At 61.3% G+C, this 13,567-nt stretch carries 15 protein-coding genes, 1 tRNA gene and 1 pseudogene; 10 read left to right on the plus strand and 7 right to left on the minus strand.

All coding sequences use genetic code 11. The features are described from left to right. Positions 1 to 129 precede the first annotated feature (129 nt). Together ACQ4N9_RS19695 and ACQ4N9_RS19700 are read right to left on the minus strand one after the other, a co-directional pair. Positions 130 to 759: a DUF1780 domain-containing protein gene (locus tag ACQ4N9_RS19695; protein WP_125462595.1), complete on the minus strand. Its 630-nt coding sequence runs from the start codon at positions 757 to 759 to the stop codon at positions 130 to 132. A 55-nt stretch (positions 760 to 814) separates the two neighbouring features. Beyond that, on the minus strand, positions 815 to 1,246 hold the full coding sequence (locus ACQ4N9_RS19700) for a hypothetical protein (protein ID WP_322359484.1): 432 nt from the start codon (positions 1,244 to 1,246) through the stop codon (positions 815 to 817). A gap of 86 nt (positions 1,247 to 1,332) precedes the next feature. Between ACQ4N9_RS19700 and ACQ4N9_RS19705 the strand changes: the two genes are divergently transcribed. Next, positions 1,333 to 2,040 carry an energy-coupling factor ABC transporter permease gene (locus tag ACQ4N9_RS19705; protein WP_390966896.1) on the plus strand — a complete coding sequence of 236 codons (708 nt, stop codon included), beginning with the start codon at positions 1,333 to 1,335 and terminating at the stop codon, positions 2,038 to 2,040. A 117-nt stretch (positions 2,041 to 2,157) separates the two neighbouring features. Here the strand turns inward: ACQ4N9_RS19705 and yacG are convergent, their stop codons facing one another. Genes yacG through ACQ4N9_RS19725 form a run of 4 tightly spaced genes read right to left on the minus strand, consistent with a single transcriptional unit; the run spans position 2,158 to position 5,055 of the window. Continuing rightward, positions 2,158 to 2,358 carry a DNA gyrase inhibitor YacG gene (gene yacG / locus ACQ4N9_RS19710; RefSeq protein ID WP_110991743.1) on the minus strand — a complete coding sequence of 67 codons (201 nt, stop codon included), beginning with the start codon at positions 2,356 to 2,358 and terminating at the stop codon, positions 2,158 to 2,160. Further along, entirely contained in the window at positions 2,355 to 2,978 is a 624-nt protein-coding gene (gene coaE / locus ACQ4N9_RS19715) for a dephospho-CoA kinase (protein ID WP_125857444.1), read from the minus strand. The genes yacG and coaE overlap by 4 nt, the downstream gene beginning before the upstream one ends. Continuing rightward, positions 2,978 to 3,844 (minus strand): prepilin peptidase, encoded by an 867-nt coding sequence (locus ACQ4N9_RS19720; protein ID WP_390966899.1) that lies wholly within the window; start codon positions 3,842 to 3,844, stop codon positions 2,978 to 2,980. The genes coaE and ACQ4N9_RS19720 overlap by 1 nt, the downstream gene beginning before the upstream one ends. Positions 3,845 to 3,846: 2 nt before the next feature. Next, positions 3,847 to 5,055 (minus strand): type II secretion system F family protein, encoded by a 1,209-nt coding sequence (locus tag ACQ4N9_RS19725; protein ID WP_390966901.1) that lies wholly within the window; start codon positions 5,053 to 5,055, stop codon positions 3,847 to 3,849. 211 nt (positions 5,056 to 5,266) lie between these two features. On the opposite strand from ACQ4N9_RS19725, the gene ACQ4N9_RS19730 reads away from it, so the two are divergent. From ACQ4N9_RS19730 to ACQ4N9_RS19755, 6 genes and pseudogenes are all read left to right on the plus strand, one after another. After that, a complete protein-coding gene (locus ACQ4N9_RS19730; RefSeq protein ID WP_110991739.1) occupies positions 5,267 to 5,677 on the plus strand; it encodes a pilin in 411 nt (136 codons plus the stop codon). A gap of 58 nt (positions 5,678 to 5,735) precedes the next feature. Then, positions 5,736 to 5,811 (plus strand) — tRNA-Thr (locus ACQ4N9_RS19735). A 274-nt stretch (positions 5,812 to 6,085) separates the two neighbouring features. Next, the gene (locus ACQ4N9_RS19740) at positions 6,086 to 7,240 is read left to right on the plus strand and encodes a Fic family protein (protein WP_390967177.1); all 1,155 of its coding nucleotides are present in this window, start codon (positions 6,086 to 6,088) and stop codon (positions 7,238 to 7,240) included. Between the two features lie 251 nt (positions 7,241 to 7,491). After that, a pseudogene (locus ACQ4N9_RS19745) lies at positions 7,492 to 7,794 on the plus strand (transposase); the annotation flags it as partial. A 350-nt stretch (positions 7,795 to 8,144) separates the two neighbouring features. Then, complete coding sequence (locus tag ACQ4N9_RS19750; protein ID WP_390966903.1) at positions 8,145 to 8,873, plus strand: hypothetical protein; 729 nt, start codon at positions 8,145 to 8,147, stop codon at positions 8,871 to 8,873. Between the two features lie 1,039 nt (positions 8,874 to 9,912). Further along, the gene (locus ACQ4N9_RS19755) at positions 9,913 to 10,134 is read left to right on the plus strand and encodes a hypothetical protein (RefSeq protein ID WP_125462606.1); all 222 of its coding nucleotides are present in this window, start codon (positions 9,913 to 9,915) and stop codon (positions 10,132 to 10,134) included. Between the two features lie 69 nt (positions 10,135 to 10,203). Here the strand turns inward: ACQ4N9_RS19755 and ACQ4N9_RS19760 are convergent, their stop codons facing one another. Continuing rightward, complete coding sequence (locus ACQ4N9_RS19760; RefSeq protein ID WP_125857460.1) at positions 10,204 to 10,797, minus strand: hypothetical protein; 594 nt, start codon at positions 10,795 to 10,797, stop codon at positions 10,204 to 10,206. A gap of 202 nt (positions 10,798 to 10,999) precedes the next feature. Here ACQ4N9_RS19760 and ACQ4N9_RS19765 point away from each other — a divergent pair, with 202 nt between their 5' ends. The 3 genes from ACQ4N9_RS19765 to ACQ4N9_RS19775 all read left to right on the plus strand — a co-directional run bounded on the left by ACQ4N9_RS19765 (position 11,000) and on the right by ACQ4N9_RS19775 (position 13,383). Continuing rightward, a complete protein-coding gene (locus ACQ4N9_RS19765; protein ID WP_390966906.1) occupies positions 11,000 to 12,067 on the plus strand; it encodes a helix-turn-helix domain-containing protein in 1,068 nt (355 codons plus the stop codon). Continuing rightward, the gene (locus ACQ4N9_RS19770; RefSeq protein WP_390966908.1) at positions 12,048 to 12,533 is read left to right on the plus strand and encodes a PIN domain-containing protein; all 486 of its coding nucleotides are present in this window, start codon (positions 12,048 to 12,050) and stop codon (positions 12,531 to 12,533) included. Before ACQ4N9_RS19765 ends, ACQ4N9_RS19770 begins: the two co-directional genes overlap by 20 nt. 76 nt (positions 12,534 to 12,609) lie before the next feature. Beyond that, positions 12,610 to 13,383: a carbon-nitrogen hydrolase family protein gene (locus ACQ4N9_RS19775; RefSeq protein WP_390966910.1), complete on the plus strand. Its 774-nt coding sequence runs from the start codon at positions 12,610 to 12,612 to the stop codon at positions 13,381 to 13,383. Positions 13,384 to 13,567 lie beyond the last annotated feature (184 nt).

Consider the following 13,567-nt stretch of genomic DNA (forward strand, 5'->3'; position numbering starts at 1 on the left):
TGGGCCTCGTAGATAGACGTTTGTGACTGCGTGTACGCCACAGCGTTCACGCAAACGCGTGGAACGAATGATAATGCGTTCTATCTCTGGCGCCGAGTGTACGTGATCGCAAAGACTCTCGGCACTGGATCAAAGACTGATCCCCACATCGAACACGATGCTGCGCCCCAGGTTGGCACGCAAGAAATCCGGCGCATCCGGGTGGGCGAACAGCACCCGGGCAAAGGTCGGCCCCACCAGCGACAGCGAACGCCAGCCCTGGCGCAGGTATTCGGTGGGTGGCGGGAAATGGCTGTTGAGGTCGAGCACCTCGCGCTTGAGGCTGGCGAAGGCGATGATGTCCAGCTCGCTCAAGTCCAGCCCGCGCTCCCGGTAGTTATGCGCCTTCTTGCGCAAGGTCGGGGCCAGGCGCGCCAGCAGCTCCTGGGCCGGGATGCGCCGCGGCCGTGCTTCGCGGCGCACCAGCTGGCTCAGGGAAAACGCGCTGCGCCGGCGCTGCAGCTCCTCGCGCCATTCATCGTTGAGCCGCCGACCCTCGTCGAGCACGAAGAACACCTCGAACGCCGCATCGCGGAACAGCACATCCGGCGGCTCCTGCCCGGCCGGGGTGAAGTCCTCGCTGCGGTAGGCAATGTTCAACCCTTGCAGCAGGCGCTGGCACACCCAACGCTCGCGCTCCCATTTGCGCGCATTGGAGAGAAAGGCATTGGCTTGTTCGGCCTGGATGGTAAGCAGGCGCAAGTAGTCGGAGTCATCCATGGGGACAAGCTTAGTCGCTAAACGATGACGGTAAGATGCTGTTTGTGCGTGGGAATCAGCCCAGCATCAACCATTGCTGAACCACCCCGAGCAAATGCAGCAGCCCGCCCCCCAGGCAGATCACTGAACTGACCGCGATAAACCGCCGAGTCCGCCCCGTGCCGGCCAGCAGTACCGGGCCCAGCAGGCCGCGAGCCAGGTACACCAGGGTGATCAGGCAGAGCACCGGCAGCAGGAAGGGCAGCGGTTTGATCAGCCCGGCAGCAGACAGCGCATAGGCCGACCAGGCCAGCAACACCAGCGCAATGGCCGCGGTGACCAGTGCCGGGTAGCTACGCCCCTGCTCGGCGGCCCTGGCCATGCGCTCGCCCGCGCCGAACAAGCGGTACCAGCGCGGCCCGACCAGGATGATCGCCAGGTGCAGCAGGCCCGCGACCGCGCTGAATGCCGCGCCCAACAGCAGTGGCAGATTGAGCCCTTCAGGCATGGCGGACGCTTCCTGCATCGAATGGAGCTGCCAGCCTATAGCAACCAGGCGAAAGGGAGAATGGGTGTAGACTCAGGCTTGTCCACATGGCCGACAGGGATATTGCTCAGGTGATCAGCGCTCAGGTCTTGTCCAGCACCAGCCTCACCCTTGGCTGGCTCGGTTACGTGCCCCTGCTGGTCTGGGCCATCAGCCGCACCCGCTGGGTCGAGCTGTTCACCGATACCCGCCGCCAGCACCTGCTTTTCGGCACCGTGTTTGGGTTGTTTGCCCTGTGGCTGGTGCGCCGCGACTTCGACACTGGCGTGTCCTATCACTTCATCGGCATGACCGCCGTGACCCTGCTGCTGGACTGGCCACTGGCGGTGCTTGGCGGCTTTCTTGCCCAACTCGGTTTGCTGCTGCTTGGCCGCCAGGACCTGGCCGCGATCGGCGTCAACGGCCTGTTGATCATAGGCCTGCCGGTGCTGGTCACCGAGGTGTGCGCGATCCTGGTCGAACGCGCGCAGCCGCGTAACCTGTTCGTTTATATCTTCTGCTGCGGTTTTTTCCCCGCCGCCCTGACGGTGCTGGTGTGCCTGATGGCCGGGCTGGGGCTGCTGTGGATGGACGAACGCTTCGCCATGCCGGAGTGGCTGAGCGACTTCGTCGGCTACCTGTGGCTGATGATGTTCCCCGAGGCGTTCATCAACGGCATGGTGATCAGTGCGCTGGTGGTGTTCAGCCCGGAGTGGCTGGAAACGTTCAACCGCACCCGCTACCTGCAGGCGCCGTGGAAGGATGACGAGCGCTGAAAACAGGACCGGCCTCATCGCCGGCAAGCCGGCTCCCACAGATCCAAGGCTGACCTGGTACCTGTGGGAGCTGGCTTGCCAGCGATGAGGCCGGCACAGGCAACCCAAAATCCAGGCTCAGTGCCGAGGCTCCAGATCCCCCGAATACAACTCATCCTCGGACTCATCAGAGCCGGCAATCTTGTGCTCCTCGGCCGCCCAAGCCCCCAGGTCGATCAACTTGCAACGGTCGGAACAGAACGGCCGAAACGGGCTCTGCTCCCCCCATTCCACGGGCGCGCCACAGGTCGGGCAATCAACGGTCATCGGCTGGCTCATGGCTGGCCTCCTCGCAAAGTCAGGTAAAAGTGGTGCAGGCGGTCAATCTCGTCGTGCAGCGTTTGCAGGTCACGATCGTTGACCACCACATCATGTGCATGGCGCAGGCGCTCTTCCCGGGCCAACTGGGCCTTGAGAATCGCCTGCACCTGTTCGGGGCTGGTGTTGTCGCGCTGCAGGGTGCGCTGCACCTGCAACTCGGTAGGGGCATCGACCACCAGGATGCGCTGCACCTTGTTGAACTGCCCCGACTCGATCAGCAGCGGCGAAACATACACCGCATAGGGCGACTCGGCCTTGGCCAGGTAGCTGAAAATCTCCTGCCCGATCAGCGGGTGCAGCAATTGCTCCAGCCACTGCCGCTGCGCAGGGTCGGCGAAGATCAGCTGGCGCAGGGCGGTGCGGTCGAGCTGGCCGTCTGCCTGCAATACACCAGGGCCGAAGCGCTCGACGATACGGGCCAGGGCAGGGCGGCCGGGTTCGACGACCCAGCGCGCGGCCTGGTCGGCATCGACCAGGTGCACGCCCAGCGCGACGAAGCGCTCGGCGGCGGCGCTCTTGCCGCTGCCGATGCCGCCGGTCAAACCGAGAATCCAGGGGGTGAAGGGCGCTGTGCTCATCAGGTTCCAAGCAGTTGCAGGTAAGAGGCGACTATTTCATCACCCCAGAGCACTGCGATCCAGCCCGCAATGGCCAGATAAGGCCCGAAGGGCAGCGCAACGCCCATCTGCGCCCGGCGCAGGCGCACCAGAATCAGCCCGATCAGCGCCCCGGCCAGCGACCCGAGCATCAGCGTCAGCGGCAGGATCTGCCAGCCGCCCCAGGCGCCGAGCATCGCCAGCAGCTTGAAGTCGCCCTGGCCAATGCCGTCCTTGCCGGTCAAAAGCTTGAACACCCAGAACACCGACCACAGGCTCAAGTAACCCGCCACCGCGCCCCATACCGCATCGGCCAGCGGCACCAGCAGCCCGAAGGCATTGACCACCAGCCCCAGCCAGAGCAGCGGCAGCACCAGCACATCCGGCAGCAACTGGTGCTCGGCATCGATCAGGCTCAAAGCGATCAGGCCCCAGGTCAGCACCATCACCAGCAACGCTTCGATGCCCGGCCCGAAATGCCAGGCCACCAGCAGCGATAGCAGGGCACACCCAAGCTCGACCAAGGGATAGCGCGCACTGATCCGCCCCTTGCACGCCGAGCAGCGCCCGCGCAACACCAGGTAACTCACCAGCGGAATGTTCTCCCACGCACGAATCCGGTGTTGGCAATGGGGGCAGCGAGAAGCCGGCAAGCACAGGTCGAAGCGCTCGTGCGCGGCCCCCGGCAACCCCAGCACTGCCTGCGCCTCCCGCTGCCACTGGCGCTCGAGCATGATCGGCAACCGGTAGGCCAGCACATTGAGAAAACTGCCCACCAGCAACCCCAGCACCACGGCCAGGCTGTAGAAAAACGCAGGATGTTCGACGACCAAGGTCCAGGCATTCATGTTCAGATCAGGCTGCCCAACTGGAATATGGGTAGATACATCGCCACCACCAGGCCCCCCACCAGCAGCCCGAGAATCAGCACGATGGCCGGCTCCAGCAGCGTGGTCAACTGCTCCAGCCCCTGGCTCACCTGCTCCTCATAATGTAGCGCGGCTTTGTCCAGCATCAGGTCCAGCGTGCCGCTGGCCTCGCCGACTGCCACCAGCTGGCGCAACAACGGCGGGAACAGCGCGTCCGCCTCCATCGCCTGGTGCAGGCCCAGCCCGTTCGCCACGCCCTGGCGCAGGGCCAGGATTGCCCGCTCGTGCAGGCTGTCACCACTCACCGGCGCCACCGTCTGCAACGCATCCAGCAACGCCACCCCCGCCGCATAGGAGGTCGCCAGGCAACGGGCGAACCGCGCCAACGCCGCATGGCCCAGCAAGCGCCCGACCACCGGCACCCGCAAGACCAGCCGCAACAGGCACAAGCGCGCAGGCACATGCCGTCGATACAGTTCGCGCGTGCCCAGCCCCAATGCCGCCATCAGCACCACCCACCACACCACGTGATTGCCCAGCGCTGTGGATAAGTCGATCACCCACTGGGTGAAGGCCGGCAATGCCTTGTCGAAACTGGCGAATAGGCTCTGGAACCGCGGCACCACCTCCAGCAGCAACAACGCCGCCACCCCCAGCCCGGTCAATAGCAGCAGCGCCGGATACAACATCGCCTTGCGCACCTTATGCCGCAGCGCCTGGCGTTTCTCCAGCATCGTCGCCATCTGTTCCAGTTGCCGGTCCAGCGTGCCGGAGTGCTCACCCACCCGCACCAGGTTGCAATACAGCGCATCGAACCACGCCGGGTGGCGCTGCAAGGCATCCGCCAGCCCCAGCCCCGCCGCCACATCCTGTTTCAACCGCGCCAGCAGCCCACTCATCCCGCTGCCCGTGTTGCTGCGCACCATCACCTCGAACGCCTGCAACAGCGGCACCCCCGCCGTCAGCAAGGTCGCCAGCTGCCGGCTGAACCCCGGCGCATCCGTTTTGCCTTCGCGCTGCGGCCAGCGCCATCGCCAGCCCCCCGCCGGCTGCACCCGCGTAGCGCGAATGCCCTGGCGCTGCAGCCACGCCCGCACGAACGCCGGGCTGCGCCCAGGCTGCTGGCCCTGTTGACGAACCCCGGCGGCATCGATGCCCTCCCAGGCGTAGAGGCGGGTAGACGGAGGCATGCAAAGTCCTTTGCAGTGAAGCGACAAGCCCCGTAACAGCTTGCCGGGCCCGACAGCGGGCGCGATCCCATGACGGTCACTAGAGTAGTCCAGCACCAAGCCCGCCCCGCCAGCCAGGGGTGACAAAAGGTGTCGGTTCAGGCCTACTGCGCGCCTGCCGGCAGGGCCCCAGTGCCCCCGCGCCTCCACGCATTACGAAGGAATACCGCCTATGAAAGGGCAACGCGGCATCACCCTGATCGAACTGATGATCGTCGTCGCGATCATCGGCATCCTGGCGACCATCGCCATCCCGATGTACACCAACCACCAGGCCCGCGCCAAAACCGCGGCCGCCCTGCTGGAAATCTCCGCCCTCAAGACCCCGATGGACATCCGCCTGAACGACGGCAAGAACGTCCCCGACGTCGCCAGCCTCGGCGGCCAGGCCGCCACCGCCCACTGCGCCATCACCGCCACCGGCACCGCTGCCGACGGCACCGGCAGCATCGTCTGCACCCTGGCCGAAGCACCCGCCAACGTGCTCGGCAAAACCCTCACGCTCAGCCGCACCCAGGCCGGCTGGAGCTGCACCACCACGGTCGAGGAAGACCTCGCCCCGAATGGCTGCAAGGTGCAGTGAAAGTGAGGTGGAACAGAGGTTTGCGTAACGCACACGGCAGTGGTACGTTGCGCAACACGCCGGTGTAGCTCAGTCGGTAGAGCAGCGCACTCGTAACGCGAAGGTCGCAGGTTCGATTCCTGTCTCCGGCACCATTCAGTAGGTCTGATACAGCGCCCCACGCTGTTGGCCTTCTCCAAAAAAGCCCGCACTTTGCGGGCTTTTTTGTCTCCGTCCCTATCGTTTCCAGCTGATCAGGCCAGCTCCATCCTATGGCTGGGTTCGAGTTAGTGGTTAGCCATATTCCACTTACGGTTGCATAGCTTTTGAGATAGTGCTTATCTGATGCTTGGCTTTTGCCCAGTATTTACGGGCGGTTTTGCAAAATTTTTCAAGATAATGCTTTTGCCGCTCAGAGATAATTTTCAGATGGCCAGATTTACTCATCACGATCTCCAGTTGCTGAACCCGTCCTTCGACTCGCCTTTGGTAGACGTGCTGAGCGAGCTTGAATTCCTGCGCAGGCTGCGGCTTGAGGGGGACACTCCACCGCAGGTTTTCTTCCAGCTCAAGGCCCTGTTCCATACCCTGGAGAGCTTGGGGTCTGCCCGAATCGAGGGGAACCACACCACCCTGGCGGACTACATCGAGAGCAAGGTCGAAGGCAAAGCCGAGAGCACCGATCAGTTGCTGGAGATTGCCAACATCGAAAAGGCCATGGACTACATCGAAGAGGTAATGAAGCCCGGTGTAGATCTGACCGAGCATGCAATCCGCGAGCTGCATGCCATGACCGTGGTCGGATTGCGCCGTGAAGGGGACAAGACGCCTGGAGCCTATCGTGAAGGGCTGGTGAGGATTGCTCAGTCGGACCATCTCCCACCGGACCCTGTGCTGGTGCCTCAGTACATGCAGGAACTGGTCAACTTCATCAATCGTGAAGACTCACCCAAATACGCCTTGATGAAGGTCGCGCTGGCGCACCATCGCTTCGGCTGGATTCACCCGTTCGGCAATGGCAATGGCCGGGTGGTGAGGCTGCTCACCTATGCGCTGCTGATGAAGTACGGCTTCAATGTGAATGTGGGCGGCAGGGTGCTGAACCCCACGGCGGTGTTCTGCAATGATCGAGAGAATTACTACACCATGCTCGGGATGGCCGATACCGGCACGACGGCGGGGTTGGAGGCCTGGTGCATCTGCGTTCTGGAGGGCATTCGCGACGAACTGGAGAAGGTGGATTGGCTCACGGATTATGGCTATCTCACGAAAAGCATCCTGGCACCTGCGGTGAGCTTTGCGCGGGATCGGGAGTGGATCACCGAGGTAGAAGAGCTGATCCTGCACTGTGCGATAAGAGTGAAGGTCGTGAAGTCGGCTGATATTGCGCAGGCGTTGCCCAAGCTCTCATCGGGTCAGCGTACTTACCAGATCAAGAAGCTGGTGGAGCAGGGCATGCTTGTTCCGGTTAGCGCAGGTTCGAGGCAGTACACGCTGGGGTTTTCCAACAATTACCTGGTGCGTGGAGTTATCAAGGCGCTGAGGGAGCAGGGGTTCATTCCTGAGCCGCTTGATAAGCCGTGATGGGTAGCGAGCCAACGAATTGAACACTGCATCAGGCTGGGGGCGATTCCCAGACTTTTGGTCCAACGTTCATGTGAGGATCAATTTTCACGGAGTCATCGCACACCATTGTGGGCGCGGGCTTGAACTGCGAAGAATACGACGCGGCGTATGGCGCCGGCCTAGCCGGAAACCCTACTCCCGAAGAACACTGCCAAGTCATGTCTACCACGAGAACTAAAACCTCCTTTGATCTATGTAGTTGCGCAGTTGGCAGTGCTCGCAAGCGCTGTCGCTGGCTGCTGGCCGACTAGGGCTATGACGCGGAATCCTTGCAGCAACACTGCGGCCGCTATCGGATGCAGCCTGTGATTCCGTCGCGTGACATGAAGCGCAAACCGAAGCTGGGCTTACCGCGGCTGTTTGACAAGCTTAAGTATCGACAGCGGAACGCTATCGAACGGCTATTTGGTTGGCTCAAGGAGTACTGCATGTTGGCGAAAAGTGTCGCTGCGATGGTCATACTGGCTTGCTGGCAGCGGTATCTAAGACATTACTTTTTGTACCGTGCCTAGCAGCTGGGCACCCAGCTTAGTGAACTGCAAGATCAGGTGAACCGGGGTGAATTGTGCAGCTTCCTGAACATCCAGCCCCTTTCCTAATGCATGGCCAGCCGCTCTGTCCGCTGCGCTCCAGTAGATGTCAATGCCTGAAATCCCTGTAACCTGATGGCTAACCGGCTAATCCGAGGGCACGGATTTTCCGAAGCCGTGCTCATCGATCACTCCTTGTACTCTCCAAACTATCAAAGACTTTCGTTAGAAAGTCTTTGCAACCGGATCGCAGATCCGTGAATCTGCGGGCTCCGCACGCCAGGCGCCAAGCGGTGCAATGGATGGCTGCTATTATCACGTAAGAGGGATGTATGGCGAACAAAACTTGCTTTGTAATCATGCCAATCGGTGACCAGGTCATCGACGGAACGACACTAAGTCAGTCCGAGCTGAAAAATAAGTATGATGATTTGATCAAGGAGGCATTGCTGAGGGCTAGGCCAAGCCTTGAAGTCGTCAGGGCCGATGATGTTGCGCTGCCTGGAACCATGACGACTGATATCGTCACTAGGATTATGCATTCTGACTACGTGGTAGCGGACGTGACTTACCCCAATCCGAACGTATTCTATGAGCTGGGGCTGAGACACGCTTGCAAGCCAGGGACGATTATCATCAAGGACTCCGCCGGCCCTCGTGTGCCGTTCGACATCGCGCATCTTCGTTACGTCGAATATGAAAACACACCGACAGGCCTAAAAACCCTATCAGTGCAGCTGGCCAACCTTTTCGAGCATTTCGATAGAGATCCAGGGCGGCCTGACAACCACCTGCTGGAGCTTGCGAAGCTGACTAATTATGAATTTCCCGATTACAAAAAGTCAGACGACATGCCTCCTGAGGTCAGTGCGATGATGGGATTAATCCAAGCACCAGATCTCATGTCAATGATATTGCAGCAGCAAAACGGAGAAGAGGTTGATGAAGGCGCGCTGATGCAAGCCCTATTCTCTAATCCTCACGTACTGCAGCCGTTCTTGACTGCCATGGTGAAATCAGGGGATATCTCATTCTCCGGAAACAGCAAAAATAAGAAATGACTACGTTCTGAGGATGGTATTGACGCTGGCCGCTAACTCACGTATGCCTCGCACTAATGTATGAGATTTCGAGTGGCGCGCTACTAGCGAGCCGCTCTAACTGTTCACGATGGGCGAGGAGTACCGATCAAGCGGCCGGGCGTTCAGGTGGTTTTTTATTTAGGGGTACGTCAGATGGCAGTGCATTGGGTTACTCCTTGTTCTATTGAACTGTAGGGGTTGGTATTCATTTCCTGTCTCCGCACGTCCGCACAGTTACCAATGATCATGTTGTCTGTTTGCGAAGTCCCAGACTTCCTCTAAGTGCGTGCATTTGTTTCTAGCTATCTCGCCTGGCCTCGTAGCTAGCTAGATGGAGCTAACCTGCACACACCTTGCCGTGACATGGCTGCTGTATGCAGGAGACCATCTGGTCTGCCGGGTTATCTTTTCCTCGGTTCGCCAATCTGCGTACAGCTGCCACCCTCACCACTCAGAACACTATCCATAGCGAGCACGCCACCATCATGGCGACAGTACGTGGGACACTTCCGGTGTGCCGGTTCCTTTCGCCCCGGTCGGTCAACCCACGTACCGTCGCCTCCTAACACCTTTGCGCAAGCCATTTCCTACGCTCTTTCAAGCCATTTCCTAGCCCCAAGAAGCTTGCCCCAGAAAGCCCCAGAGAATAAATTCCCCTCCAGTCGCGGCAAATTCCGCGACCGGGTTTGGCGACCCGGGTAAACTTGGCGCAGCAGCGCCCCACACGATTGCAGGCGCTTTTTTTGTGCCTGCAGCCTCGTGCCATGGTGGCTGTGCGCGGGAGACTTTCGGGTCTGCCGGGTTCCAAGTTCCCGGTTCGCCAACCTGCGTACAGCTGCCACCCATTGTTTGGCGACAGTGCGTGGTGGTTCCAACCTAACTTGGAGTCTCATGCATGACTTTCACACGTCTGTACAGGATCCTCGCATCCGCTCTCCGCCGCTCATCCCCGCGGCCACCCCATCCCCAACCTTCTACCCAATCGACAGCCAGTCCCTCGCCACCCGTGAGGTGCCCCATGACTGACCACGAGCGCCTGTCCACCATCCAAAGCTACGCCTGGACCCTCGAACTGCTAGGCGAAGCCCTGGTCCAGCACGACGAAATGCTGGAATGCGAACACAACCCGCAACTGAGCTTCCGCAACACGGCGGGGATCCATCAGGCAATCCGGATCATCAGCCGGTTGGCTAGCGAGCAGGTCGGCAAGCTGGAGGCGATGAGAGAAGAGGGGACATAAACGGCTGATGCTACGCATCACAGGGGCCGCTTTGCGGCCCTCTCGCGTGGCCTCTATCGGCTGGGCCTGTCAAAACCACCCACCCCGCGAAAGCTCCTGCTCACAGCTGCGATACTGTGCCCCAAACACCTCCGCCCGTGCCTGAACCTTCTGCGAGACGTTCAGCAACCACGGCTTGGCGTCATAGCTGCGGTTGCGGTAGCCGCCCCAGCCTTCGTGGTAATTCAGGTACTGGCCGTAGGCGTCCCACTTGGACACGCCATTCACCCGCTGGCTCTTCTGCATGTACCAGCCCATGAAGTCGACGGCGTCGGCGAAGTCGTCGCGGCTGGCGCCCCAGCCGCCGGCTTCGCGCTTGTAGTCGGCCCAGGTCTCGTCCTTGGCCTGGGCGTAGCCGTAGGCGGTGCTGACCCGGCCCCAGGGGATGATGCCGAGGAAGTAATAGCGCGGCGGCAGGGCGTCGTGCTTGAACGAGGACTCCTGGTACATCATCGCCATCGGCACCTGCACCGGCGCACCCCAGCGTGCCTGCATCTTCAGCGCCGCCTCGTGCCATTTCGGCTTCTCGCGGAAGATCTCGCAGAGATTGTCGGGGTTGGCGGGGGGCTTGGTGGCACAGCCGGCAAGCGCCAGGAGCAGGGCTGGCATCGAGAGCCGAAGCATGGAGGGGGTTCCTTTTTGCAGACGTCGGGATCGCAGGTCGCGGGCGCTTTATACAGGCTTTGCAGGCGCATATGAATCAGCGGCCGGTCGCGCGATCCCAGGCTGCGGCCAGTGCGGCCGTCGCCCATGCCTCGACGGTCAGGCTTATCGGGTTTATATTTCCAAAATATTTTTATTTTTCGTAAACCGAGGGAGTCAGCCAATGATCGGCGAGCGGCTCAAACGTGCCCGCGCTGCTGCTGGCCTGTCGATGCAGGCGCTAGGCGATCTGGTGGGCGTGAGCGCCAACATGATCAAAAAGTACGAACATGACCAGAGCATGCCCAGCTCCGGCGTGCTCGTGCGTTTGTGCAAGGCGCTGTCGGTGCGCGCCGAGTATTTCTTCCGCCCGGCCAAGGTCGAGTTGGCGGGGGTCGAGTACCGCAAGCGTTGCAGCACCCCCAAGGCAATCCTGAAACGCATCGAGGCCGATGTACTGGATCAGGCGGAGCGCTGGCAAGAGCTGATCAACCTGTGGCCGGCCTATCCCGTGCAGTCGTTCAGCGTGCCAGTAGGCCTGCCTGATGAGGTTGCCTCGCTGCAGGCGGTCGATAGCCTGGCCGACCAGGTGCGGCAGCTGTGGGGTCTCGGTTCGAGCCCCATCCCAGACTTGATCGACGTGCTGGAGACACACGGGATTCTGGTGATCATCACCCAGGTCGATGCCCAGGCGAAATTCGACGGTTTGCAGGCCAGCGTGGCGGGGCAGCCGGTCATTGTGGTGTCGGCGGACTGGCCGGGCGATCGTCAGCGCTTCACCCTGGCCCACGAGCTTGGCCACCTGTTGATGCAAGGTCGGTTGGCCGAAGCGCTGGATGAGGAAAAGGCCTGTAACCGTTTTGCCTCGGCATTGCTGGTGCCCGCCAGCGCCATGCGGCAGCATCTGGGCGATACCCGCCACATGCTGGAGGTTCGCGAGTTGTACCTGCTCAAGGCCGAATATGGCCTCAGCATGCAGGGTTGCCTGTATCGCGCTGGGGACCTGGAGATCATCCCGCACGCCGTGCGTGAGCGGTTGTTCCTGGTTTTCGCCAAACAGGGCTGGCGCAAACAGGAGCCTGGTGCGGCGTACCGGCCAGAAACCACGCGGCTGTTCCAGCAACTGGTCTACCGCGCGCTGGGGGAGGGGATTGTCGGCGAGTCCAAGGCGGCGGAGCTGCTGGGCATGACGGTCTACCAGTTCCACCAGGCGCGCAAACTGGAGTTACTGGATGCAGCTACTCATCAGTGATGCCAACATCCTGATCGACCTTGAAGAGGGCGAGCTACTGGCTCAACTCTTCACGCTGCCTTACCAGTTCACAGTGCCGGACATCCTCTATTTCGATGAGCTCGAAGCGCAGCATGCCCATCTGTTGCACATGGGGCTTGAGCTGGCTGAGCTGAGCCCATCCACCCTGCTGTATGCCATGGAACTGATAGGCCGAGTCAGCGGGCCTGGCCGCAACGACTGCTTCGCGTTGGCGCTGGCAAGGCAGGAAAAGTGTCCGCTGTTATCCGGGGACGAAGCGCTGCGCAAAGCGGCCGTGCAGGAAGCAGTCGAGGTGAAAGGCACGCTCTGGGTGGTCGAGGAGCTTGTTCGAAACGCTGTCATCACTGTCGATCAGGCCCATGAGGCTTATCGTCGGATGCGGGCGAATGCACGACGGCTGCCTTGGTCGATTGCCCATCAGCGGCTGGATGACTTTTATCGTTAGAGGCGGGTTTACGAGGCCGGGGTTGTCTTCTGGATAACGGTTGCGCAGAGTCTGCCTACCTTGCCAGGAGACGCCCATGCCGCAAGCCATTTTCGCCGCCGCCCAGTGCACCATTCGCGATGGCGATATCACCGCCAACCTGCCCTTGCACCTGGCGTTCATGCGCCAGGCCCATGAGCACGGCGTAACGCTGCTGCTCTTCCCCGAGCTGTCCCTCACCGGCTACGCACTCAAGACGGCCAGTGCCCTGGCCCAGGGCCTGGACACGCCACTGCTGGCGCCGCTGCGCCAATTCGCCCAAGCGGCGGGCATGACCACAGTGGTCGGCATGCCGCTCAAGGTGCCGGGCCAGGACAAGCCCCGCATCGCGGCGTGCATCCTCCATCCGGATGGTTCGATTACCGCCTATACCAAGCAACATCTGCATACCGGCGAAGACGTGTTCTTCGGCGCGGGGAGCGGGGGCGAGCTGCTGTCTGTCGCCGGCGTGCCCGTGGCCTTGTCGGTGTGCGCCGATTTCACCCATCCCGAACATGCCGCTCATGCGGCGCAGCGTGGTGCGCAGGTATATGCGACCGGCGTGCTCATTGGCGAAACGGGTTATCCAGCGGATAGCGCCTTGTTGCAGAGTTATGCACAGCGTCATGCCATGGCGGTGCTAATGGCCAACCATGGCGGCATTACTGGAGGCTGGGCTGCGGCTGGGCGTAGCGTGTTCTGGGATGAGCAGGGGCGGTGTGTCGCGGCTGCTTCAGGTGCTGGCAATCGGCTGTTGGTTGTTTCAGGACGGGGAGGGGAGTGGACGGGGCGCGAGATCTCTATGGCGATGGATGCCGCTGAATTGGCCTGAAGGCAGGGCGATCCTGTTAAGTGTTTTTTTGAGCTGTAAGTGCCGATGGTTTACAGCTAAAAAACAGGTTTACAGGTACATATCGTGCGCTGATATCGATCCGGGTTCAGTGGCTTGAGCCACTCCCTCAATCGCTCGGCCGCCCTGCGTCTGTACCGCGAGCCAATGCTGCCTGCGGGTAAGG

This window comes from Pseudomonas sp. ES1 (assembly GCF_050586605.1).
GTDB classification, from domain to species: Bacteria; Pseudomonadota; Gammaproteobacteria; order Pseudomonadales; family Pseudomonadaceae; genus Aquipseudomonas; species Aquipseudomonas sichuanensis.

What these genes read in the sequence shown, in the direction of transcription:
- ACQ4N9_RS19705 (WP_390966896.1), top strand. Translation starts at nt 1,333, where the DNA reads ATGGCCGACAGGGATATTGCTCAGGTGATCAGCGCTCAGGTCTTGTCC.
- ACQ4N9_RS19770 (WP_390966908.1), top strand. Translation starts at nt 12,048, where the DNA reads ATGCAGCTACTCATCAGTGATGCCAACATCCTGATCGACCTTGAAGAG.
- yacG (WP_110991743.1), bottom strand. Translation starts at nt 2,358, where the DNA reads ATGAGCCAGCCGATGACCGTTGATTGCCCGACCTGTGGCGCGCCCGTG.
- ACQ4N9_RS19725 (WP_390966901.1), bottom strand. Translation starts at nt 5,055, where the DNA reads ATGCCTCCGTCTACCCGCCTCTACGCCTGGGAGGGCATCGATGCCGCC.
- ACQ4N9_RS19700 (WP_322359484.1), bottom strand. Translation starts at nt 1,246, where the DNA reads ATGCCTGAAGGGCTCAATCTGCCACTGCTGTTGGGCGCGGCATTCAGC.
- ACQ4N9_RS19740 (WP_390967177.1), top strand. Translation starts at nt 6,086, where the DNA reads ATGGCCAGATTTACTCATCACGATCTCCAGTTGCTGAACCCGTCCTTC.
- ACQ4N9_RS19755 (WP_125462606.1), top strand. Translation starts at nt 9,913, where the DNA reads ATGACTGACCACGAGCGCCTGTCCACCATCCAAAGCTACGCCTGGACC.
- ACQ4N9_RS19730 (WP_110991739.1), top strand. Translation starts at nt 5,267, where the DNA reads ATGAAAGGGCAACGCGGCATCACCCTGATCGAACTGATGATCGTCGTC.
- ACQ4N9_RS19760 (WP_125857460.1), bottom strand. Translation starts at nt 10,797, where the DNA reads ATGCTTCGGCTCTCGATGCCAGCCCTGCTCCTGGCGCTTGCCGGCTGT.
- coaE (WP_125857444.1), bottom strand. Translation starts at nt 2,978, where the DNA reads ATGAGCACAGCGCCCTTCACCCCCTGGATTCTCGGTTTGACCGGCGGC.
- ACQ4N9_RS19775 (WP_390966910.1), top strand. Translation starts at nt 12,610, where the DNA reads ATGCCGCAAGCCATTTTCGCCGCCGCCCAGTGCACCATTCGCGATGGC.
- ACQ4N9_RS19720 (WP_390966899.1), bottom strand. Translation starts at nt 3,844, where the DNA reads ATGAATGCCTGGACCTTGGTCGTCGAACATCCTGCGTTTTTCTACAGC.
- ACQ4N9_RS19695 (WP_125462595.1), bottom strand. Translation starts at nt 759, where the DNA reads ATGGATGACTCCGACTACTTGCGCCTGCTTACCATCCAGGCCGAACAA.
- ACQ4N9_RS19765 (WP_390966906.1), top strand. Translation starts at nt 11,000, where the DNA reads ATGATCGGCGAGCGGCTCAAACGTGCCCGCGCTGCTGCTGGCCTGTCG.
- ACQ4N9_RS19750 (WP_390966903.1), top strand. Translation starts at nt 8,145, where the DNA reads ATGGCGAACAAAACTTGCTTTGTAATCATGCCAATCGGTGACCAGGTC.